The 8157-nt window shown below is 71.1% G+C and carries 14 protein-coding genes; all 14 read left to right on the top strand.

The window, feature by feature from the left end:
• Nucleotides 1-151 precede the first annotated feature (151 nt).
• A complete protein-coding gene (locus AC08OV_RS21525) occupies nucleotides 152-613 on the top strand; it encodes a hypothetical protein (protein ID WP_476620205.1) in 462 nt (153 codons plus the stop codon).
• A 51-nt stretch (nucleotides 614-664) separates the two neighbouring features.
• Nucleotides 665-919 carry a hypothetical protein gene (locus AC08OV_RS21520; protein ID WP_476620204.1) on the top strand — a complete coding sequence of 85 codons (255 nt, stop codon included), beginning with the start codon at nucleotides 665-667 and terminating at the stop codon, nucleotides 917-919.
• Nucleotides 920-1005: 86 nt separating this feature from the next.
• On the top strand, nucleotides 1006-1236 hold the full coding sequence (locus tag AC08OV_RS21515) for a hypothetical protein (protein WP_476620203.1): 231 nt from the start codon (nucleotides 1006-1008) through the stop codon (nucleotides 1234-1236).
• A 220-nt stretch (nucleotides 1237-1456) separates the two neighbouring features.
• Nucleotides 1457-1990 (top strand): hypothetical protein, encoded by a 534-nt coding sequence (locus AC08OV_RS21510; RefSeq protein WP_476620202.1) that lies wholly within the window; start codon nucleotides 1457-1459, stop codon nucleotides 1988-1990.
• A 30-nt stretch (nucleotides 1991-2020) separates the two neighbouring features.
• Nucleotides 2021-2461: a hypothetical protein gene (locus tag AC08OV_RS21505; RefSeq protein WP_476620201.1), complete on the top strand. Its 441-nt coding sequence runs from the start codon at nucleotides 2021-2023 to the stop codon at nucleotides 2459-2461.
• On the top strand, nucleotides 2461-2901 hold the full coding sequence (locus AC08OV_RS21500) for a hypothetical protein (protein WP_476620200.1): 441 nt from the start codon (nucleotides 2461-2463) through the stop codon (nucleotides 2899-2901). The genes AC08OV_RS21505 and AC08OV_RS21500 overlap by 1 nt, the downstream gene beginning before the upstream one ends.
• A 118-nt stretch (nucleotides 2902-3019) precedes the next feature.
• Nucleotides 3020-3844, top strand: a complete 825-nt coding sequence (locus AC08OV_RS21495) for a hypothetical protein (protein ID WP_476620199.1) — start codon at nucleotides 3020-3022, stop codon at nucleotides 3842-3844.
• A 178-nt stretch (nucleotides 3845-4022) separates the two neighbouring features.
• Nucleotides 4023-4913 carry an ArdC family protein gene (locus tag AC08OV_RS21490; RefSeq protein ID WP_476620198.1) on the top strand — a complete coding sequence of 297 codons (891 nt, stop codon included), beginning with the start codon at nucleotides 4023-4025 and terminating at the stop codon, nucleotides 4911-4913.
• A 1-nt stretch (nucleotide 4914) separates the two neighbouring features.
• The gene (locus AC08OV_RS21485; RefSeq protein ID WP_476620197.1) at nucleotides 4915-5247 is read left to right on the top strand and encodes a hypothetical protein; all 333 of its coding nucleotides are present in this window, start codon (nucleotides 4915-4917) and stop codon (nucleotides 5245-5247) included.
• Nucleotides 5244-5561, top strand: a complete 318-nt coding sequence (locus AC08OV_RS21480; RefSeq protein ID WP_476620196.1) for a single-stranded DNA-binding protein — start codon at nucleotides 5244-5246, stop codon at nucleotides 5559-5561. The genes AC08OV_RS21485 and AC08OV_RS21480 overlap by 4 nt, the downstream gene beginning before the upstream one ends.
• Before the next feature lie 111 nt (nucleotides 5562-5672).
• Complete coding sequence (locus tag AC08OV_RS21475; RefSeq protein WP_476620195.1) at nucleotides 5673-5936, top strand: hypothetical protein; 264 nt, start codon at nucleotides 5673-5675, stop codon at nucleotides 5934-5936.
• A gap of 88 nt (nucleotides 5937-6024) precedes the next feature.
• Nucleotides 6025-6936, top strand: coding sequence for an N-6 DNA methylase (locus AC08OV_RS21470; RefSeq protein WP_476620194.1), 912 nt, complete (start codon nucleotides 6025-6027; stop codon nucleotides 6934-6936).
• Nucleotides 6937-7025: 89 nt separating this feature from the next.
• The gene (locus AC08OV_RS21465; RefSeq protein ID WP_476620193.1) at nucleotides 7026-7547 is read left to right on the top strand and encodes a hypothetical protein; all 522 of its coding nucleotides are present in this window, start codon (nucleotides 7026-7028) and stop codon (nucleotides 7545-7547) included.
• A 181-nt stretch (nucleotides 7548-7728) separates the two neighbouring features.
• Entirely contained in the window at nucleotides 7729-8154 is a 426-nt protein-coding gene (locus AC08OV_RS21460) for a hypothetical protein (RefSeq protein ID WP_476620192.1), read from the top strand.
• The last annotated feature ends 3 nt before the right edge of the window (nucleotides 8155-8157 follow it).

The following is an 8157-nucleotide window of genomic DNA, read 5'->3' as shown; positions in this document are numbered from 1 at the left end:
AGATCTGCGACGAGGTCGCGAACCTCGCCGCCGTCGATGGCGCCATCAGCGACGACTACGACCACGGCTACCTGATCCGCTTCGACCCGCCACCCGCCGCCGCCTCGGCCCCCGTCCTTGCCTCGGGCGCCGATGCGGCTGGGAGCTGACGATGGGCCGCCCGCCTCGGCGCCACGCCGGCCGCGCGGCGGCTGACCTCGACGAGCTGCGGCGGCGGCCGGTCAACCGGGGTGGCCCGCCGACCGAGGACGATCGTCTCGACGCTGCCGCGTTGCTGGCCCCGTTGACCGGCGGCCACGGCGAGCGATACGAAGCGCTGCGTGCCGCTGGGATCGGTGACCACTCGATGCCCGGCTACGACCCGGACCGGGCCGTGCGCATCCTGGCCGCGCTGCGCGACCGGCTGACGCACGACATCGACACCTGGACCTACTCCCACGTCTCGCGTGCCGAGGTCGAGCACCACTGGCGCGATGCCCTGCAACACGGCGACTGCGCCCGCTGCACCCGCCCCTGCCACAGCTGCGCCGTCTGGGCCGACGCACTCGGCCTCGAACGGGTCGACGACGACGGCCGGCCCGTCTGGCGCCCACGGCCCACCGCGGACCCCTGACCCCGGGCAGCACCAGGGTTCTGGATTCCTCCCGCGAAGGGACGAACAGCGATGACACCTGAATTTCCCCTGCCCGTCCTGTTCTTCGGCGGACCCGTGGTCGCCGGTATCTACCTTCCTCGCGTGGGCATCTACGCCCCGCTGTGGGCCGTGGCCGCCGCAAGCACCCATCCGGGCGAGTTTCACGTCGTCCTGCTGCACGACGACCAGAACGGGATTGACGGCGCGTACGACATTCCCGACTGGGACCACGCCCTCGACCTGATGCGCGAGAAATCCGAGACGTGGCGTAACGCCCGCCGCTAGCCGAACTGCGCCCTAATCGGCGACGGCCGGTCTCGGCGGCAGCGTTGCGCGCATGACCGTTTCCCGCGTTCACGAAAGGCCAGCCCGTGACGCAGCGCACCGTCCACAGAACCATCCTGCCGGGCTTCCGAAACTACGGCTACGAAGTTCGCCAGGATGGCGAGACCATCGAGACCGGAGAAATCATCGACACCGGCCGTCTGGCCACCGTCCGACCGAATGACGGCCAACGACGCCCGCCGATCCTGTGGTACCACACGGAGTTGGAGGCACTCCAAGCGCTCGCGCGAGCGCGAAACGCCACCTACGTCGGCTGACCATCTCGCCTACGGCCGACATCTCGCGCCGCTGCCAGCAGAAACGCGCTGTCGCCCCGCGTGCTGACGGATGCCGTCGCCGGGCCGGCGGCGGCGCGTCCACCGCCGTCGGCTCCCCGGAATGGGGCCTCTGCTGCCGCGCATGCCGGGTCCCTTGCGCGGCTGCCCGCCGCCTCCTGTCCGGGAAATCTGTTCGATTTCTTGTGAGAAAGGAGTGGGAGTGGACCCTGCCCGTGAACTCCCTGACCTGATGCGTTCGCTGCCTATCGACCGGCATCGAGGGGTGCCGATTCCGGCGGTCACCGCGCGCCGCCTGGACGGAGGCCCGGACTTCTCCACCGTCGATGGCCGTGAGGCGTTGCGCCTCGCGTCCGAGGGCCGCTGCGGTATCTGCGGAAACCCGTTCGACTCCGAGGTGGCGTTTCTGGGCGGCCCGGGTGCGGTCGCGGCCCGCGCTTACCACGACCCGCCGATGCATGAATCCTGCGCCGAGGCATCCACAGTCTGGTGCCCACATCTCGCGCGCCGCGACATGCGCCGGATAACGGACCGCCGATCCACCGGCGTCCTGCCGACGACCAGCACGGAGGAGAAGCCGGACAGCTGGGTGATGTGGATCTGCCGGAGTTTCGCCGCGTACGTCGTCGACGGAATGCCGCTGTTCCGGCCAGCACCCTACCTGCGGCTACGGACCTTCGCCTATACCGACGACGGCCGCCTCCGGGAAACACCCACCACCGCCCCGCGCCCGTGACCCGGGGCGGGGAGAAAGGAAAAGATGGCGATGAGTCTCATCACCGACCGCGAACCGAAGCTGTTCGTCCACGAGGCCAACCGGCGCCTGACCTACCAGTGGACCGTGCGCCGGGTCGAGGAAACCCCCACCCCGGGGACGCTGCTGGTCAACTTGACGATCCGCCACCACGGGCAGAGCAAGGAGTTCTACGCCGAGCTGCGCAACGAGACCGAGACCGACCACGGCGTCGGGATCACGAAGTACGGCATGCACGACCCGGTGTGGCACCGCCGCGAGCCTGTGGCCCGCTACTCCCGCAAGGGCCTGCGGGCGTTCGCGGAGCAGACCCTCGCCGCGCTGCGCCAGGCCGACGCCGCTGGCGAACCGCTGTACGTGGATCTGGTCGACACGCCGCCCGCCGACGCCCTCAGCGACACATCCTCGCCGGCTACCGCCCCGGTCGCCGGCCTTGCCCATGGAGATCAGTGATGCGCGCGGGCCGCACGAGGCAGGGAGGGACGTGGCTGGGCCGTGGCCTGCGGACCGTGCTGGCCCGGCGGTCCGAGACGCCCTACGACCGTGCCCAGCGGCGCCGGGAGCAGGTCCGCGACGCGTTCCTGGATGCCCGCGACGAGCTGCGGGCGGTCCTGGAGGACCTCATCGAAGGCGAGACCCGCGCGGTCTGCCCGGCCGCGAGCGACCTGGAGGTGGAGGTCTACGCCGACGAGCTGGGTGAACCGCGCGGCCGGCTGATCGCGGTCAACACCGACGAGGACGAGGGGGTCACCGGCGAGCGGGAGGACACCGTCCGCGACCAGCTCGTCGAGCTGCTCGACGAATGGGCCGTCACCGCCAACGCCGACAGCGTCAACATCTGCTTCCGCCAGTCACCCGCCCAACTCCGGCTAGCGGCAACGACGACGCACTGACGAGACCGGCGAGCCCGACGCACCCAGCGCCGGCCCCCGGCCGCACCGATCGGGCGCGGTCCGACACAAGCGTCGGACCGCGCCCGCGCACTTTCCCCGACCGGATGCGGAGGTATCCATGCCGCCCGACAGCCATTACCTGGTCCACGCGCGGCTGACCCGCCGCGACACCCGCGAGGACATCGTCGAGATCGCCAGCCGCGACAGTGTGACGTTCGCGGTCAACGCCTGGAAGCAGGAGCATCCCGACGTCGAGGTCGGCACGCCGACCGTCGTCGCTGAAGGGCTCGACGCCTACGCCGAGATCCCCGTCGCCGCGGCCGAACCCGCCGGCCAGCTCGCAGCGTTCCTCACCTGGCTGACCGACGCCCCCACCCACGTCCACGACCACGACGACCCCGCAAGCCTGCCCGGCGCGCTCACCGCCGACCAGTTCGCCGCCCTGCTACCAGGCAGCCACGTCGAGTTCCTCGTCGAGCGCACCTGGTATCCCGGACAGGTCGACGCCGCCGGCCTGACCGACTCCGACGGCGACCCAATGCTGATCGTCACCTACACCGGCGCACCGACCCCCAACCCGAAGCTCGGCAAAGGGGTCGTCGAGCCGGGCGACCGCTTCCCGGTCTACCCGGGTGAGGTCTGCCCGCCCGGCGCGAGCGACCAGCAAGTCACGCCGCCCCGGCCGACCGTTCACGCCGTGCGGGACGCGCTCGTGCGCGTCTACGGCGCGGCGCCCGACACGAACGACGCCAGCGACATGTACGTCCTTCAGATCGACGGCGTGAAGATCCTCTTCCGGCTGGTCGCCGAGGAGAACGACGGCGAGGACGCCGACGGCGAGAGCGAGCCGTCGGTCTACGTCTACCTGGAGAACACCGGCCGCCCGAAGGGCACCGCCCTGGTGGTCGACGTCAACGGCAACGCCGCCGACTACCGCTTCTGAGCGCCGCCACGGCACTCGACCTTTCCTGACCGGCGGTCACCCGTCCACGACCAGCCGTCGGGGCGTCGCCATGCCCACATCCGGCGGATCAAGAGCAAACCCCGCAGATCAGCGCTCCCGCGCGGGCGGCCCCTGGCTGCCCGCGCGTCGCGCTGAAAACCCAAGGAGGTGTAGTGAGGTGACGCGACAGAACGTGTACGAGATCGTCACCGACACCGTCGTCAACGCTCTGGAGAACGGCACGGTCCCGTGGCATCAGCCGTGGAACGTCGAGGTCGGCGTGCCCCTGTCGCTCGCGACAGGCAAGCCGTACCGGGGCGTCAACCCGTTCCTGCTTGGGCTGACCGCGCTTGCGAACGGCTACCGCTCGCCGTGGTGGGGCACACTCCGGAAGATCAACGAGCGGGGTGGGACCGTCCGCAAGGGCGAGCACTCCACCCTGGTCGTCTTCTGGAAGTCCTACCTGCACAAGGCGAAGGGCGACGACGAGCAGGACGAGCGCTGTTTCCTGCTGCGCTACTACCGGGTGTTCAACGCCGACCAGGCTGACTGGGCTGACGGCACCGAACCCACCTACGCCGCCCTGGAGCGCCCCGACGTCGCACGCATCGCCGCCGCCGAGGCCATCGCCGCCGGCTACCCGCACGCACCGGCGATCCGCACGGGTGAGGCGGCGTACTACGAGCCCGGGGCGGTCGACCGGGTGACGATGCCGCCGATCGAGGCGTTCGACTCGGCCGAGGCGTACTACGCCACCCTGTTTCACGAACTCGCCCACTCCACCGGCCACGAGACCCGCTTGGACCGCGACGGCGTCCGGACCGGTTCGTTCGGCCGGTTCGGCGACCCGGTCTACTCGAAAGAGGAGCTGGTCGCCGAGATGGGCGCGGCGCTGCTGTGCGCCATCGCCGGGATCGACCAGAAGGCGCTCGTCGAGAACAGCGCCGCCTACCTGCGCTCCTGGCTCGGCGTGCTGCGCGAGGACAGCAAGCTCGTCGTCCAGGCCGCGGCCCAGGCCCAGCACGCCGCCGACCACATCCTTGGCACCACGTTCGCCGAGGACGTCTGAGATGTGGACCGTCGACCGGCACACCGGCGTCGGGATCGACCTGCCCGACCAGCTTCCCGCCGGCTGGGCTGTGGTCGACCACGGCGAGGGGTTCGAGGTCCTGCGCAAGACCACCCCGACCACCACGGTCGAGATCAACTTTACGGTGGGGGCAAGCGGCGAGGAGCCCGGCGACGAGGACGACGACTACGGCCCGGCCGACCTTGGTGTCTGGTTCTACCTGATCGTCGACGGCGGCCGGCACGTCCCCGAGGCCCGGTCCGAGGGCTGGGACACGGACCTGTCCGACCTGCTCACCTACACCGATCGGACGATCTTCGGGGAGGTGCGGTGAGTACCGCGGCGCTGTGCGGCCGGCTGGCCGACGACCCGGTCACCGTCACCGACCAGCGCGGCGCTGCCGCCGTCCGCTTCACCGTCGTCCACGTCCCACGGGTCTACAGCCGGTCCGAGGACTGGTGGATCAACGGCGAGACCGTCGCCCTGCCGGTCCTCGCCCACGGGCTGGTCGCCGAGCGGGCCGTCCGGACGCTGCACGTCGCCAGCGAGGTCATGGTGATCGGCGAGCTGCGGTCCTGCGACGGGACGACGGCGATCCTCGCCAGCGACCTCGGCGTGCCGCTGTCCGCCGTGCCATCTCGCCGGTAGTCCGCCGGGTCGACGCATCGCCGGACGGGTGTCTCGCGGCCAGCCCGATCGCCGGGGTGCGCTGTCCCGTCGCGGGGCGCCCACGTCCGCCTCTCACCGGGAGGTTCGCCTATGTCTCGCATCATCGCGCCCCGCTTCGAGCTGGAGCTGTACCCGGCTGGCGACGACAAGTGGTGGATCGTCGCTGACCTGCTCAAGCCTTCCCTACGACTGATGCTGCGCATCGAGGGTCCCTACTCGGCCGAGTACGCCGACCTGCGGCTGCGCACCCTCGTGCCCCGCGAGGTCGCCGAAACGCTGCTGACGCTGGCGGGCGCGGCGATGACGACCGGCCGGGCCGTCCCCGTCCATCACCTCACCCGCCGCCCCACCTGACCACACCTGTCTGCCTGCGAGCGCCCCCGCCACACCTCTGGTGGCGGGGGCGCTCACGTGTTTTTCCGCCCTGTGAAAGGAGATCGCGATGGGCGCATCGTCACGGCCCGTCCGGGCCGCCGGCCCGGCCCGGCCACGGCCGACCACGCCGGCTGGCGCGCTGGCGCAGGCTCATCGGATCGCCGAGGCCGTCGACCAGGCATGGCACACCGCCGCCGTCAGCGACCGGATCGAGATCCCGCTGTCGGTCGTCGCGGCCCTCGCGGTGCGCACCCCCGACGACGCCGACGAACGCGTCTGGGTCGCCGCCCAGCTGACCGACACCGACGAGGCCGGGCTGCTCGGGTTCCTGCGCGCGACCTGGCAGTTGTTCGCCCATGTCCGCCCCGACCTGTTTCCCCGGGTCTTCCTGCTGGCCGCGCCGTGGTTCACCGACCCCGCCCCCGACCGCGACCTGCTGCGCGCCGTGCGCCGCGTCGTGGACGCGGCGCTGCGGGCCGGGCTGCACGAGCTGCTGGATGCGGCCCGCTACGACGTCGACCTGTTCGGCCCGCTGCTGACGGTGCTGCGGACCCGCGGCGCCCGCGCGGCACGCGGCCAGTACTACACCCCACCCGACGTCGCCGACCTCCTCGCCCGGTTCGACGGCGGCATGCCGCAGGCCGGCGAGCGGGTGTTCGAGCCCACCGCCGGAACCGGTGGGCTGCTACGCGCCGCCGCGCAGGCGATCCGTGAGGCCGGCGGTGACCCGCGCACCATCCGCTGGGTCGCGGTCGATGTTGATGAGCTCGCGCTAGCCGCCCTGGCCGTCAACGTGATCATCTGGGATCTCGGGCCGTACGCCCTGATCGGTCACGGCGACGTCCTGGCCGACGACTGGCAGGACCGCGCCCTCGGCGAACGCGCCGAAACCGTCGCCATCGCCGGCCGCGTCCAGCAGGCCACACGTGCGCTCGCGCTCCTGCGCCGCCTCGACCGAGCAGACAGCGACCTGCCCTGACGCGCACCGCGCGGCGGTCTACACCGTGCGGCTGGTCGGCCTGCCATCCCACCCGCTCCCTACTTTTGTTTCCCCAGGAAGGTGCCCTGATGGGTATTCACATTGCGACGTTCGGGCGACGCCCGGACGATCCGCCGACGGTACTATGGCGGGTCCACGACGAGATGAATCCGGCGGTCACGGTGCTGTCAGGACGGTTCGAGAACGTCTCTGTCCTGAAAGCCCCATACATGATCGAAGACGATCTACGGCGGCTCCTCGTGGCCGACCACCTGGAAGTCTGGGAAAAGACCGGCGAATACAGGCAGGCGATCCGTCCGCCCGCCACACCGCCCTGCGGCCGGCTGCGCTGCACCACCGCGACACGACACACCCACCGGGTCTACAAGCCCGGGGACGTCGTAGCCCTGACTCTGGGAGACCCCCAGGATTCTCCAGAGGCGTGGCCTTTCCCCGTCTGGGCGGTCGTCTGCGAACACGCCGAGGACGACGGCCACCACGTCGGCATCTGCGTCGACCTCGGCATGAACGGTCATCGTCATGTCGTCGGCCCGCAGGAGATCCGCCGGCTGCGCACGGACGAGATGGTCATCGCCCCGTCGACCCGGTGACTTCAGCGCCCTGCGGACGGCGCGTCCGTATCCGCAGCGTTCCCGCCACTCACACTCGTGATCTCCAGAAGGCCGTGTCGGTTCGTTCTATTCCGGTTTCTCGACTGGATAGACGGCGACCTTTTCTGCCCCTTTTCCCGGCCGGGTTTCGCGCCCGCAACGCCGTGATTGGACCCCTGCCATGCCCGCAGACCCGCAGGTGTCGGTCCACCGCCCCTGGCCCGACACCATCCACGTCACCGTCCGCCCCGCCGCGGACAGCGCCGCCCTCGCCGCGGCCCTCGCCGACCTGCCCGACAGCGCCTTCTACGTCGACCACCACGGCGACCCCACCCACGTCACCCTGATCTTCCGCGTGCCCCCGGGCCCGCCGGCCGTGGTGATCCCGCCGGCCGGCTGGACTCCCGCCACGAACGGCCACCGACCCGCCGATACCCCCGCCACCCAGGCCGTCGACACCGTCACCGCCGGGCTGCTGCTCGGTGCCTACGACCGCGACATCGTCCACCCGCCGATCGACCGCACCCGGCCGACCGTGCTCACCATCGTGCGCCTCGTCCGCGTCCGCGCCGACGCCCTGAGCCGACCGGCACCACCCAACGCCTAAGCC

The sequence above is a fragment of the Frankia sp. CeTa3Moorea genome (assembly GCF_978021225.1).
This window is presented reverse-complemented; position numbering and strand designations above follow the sequence as displayed.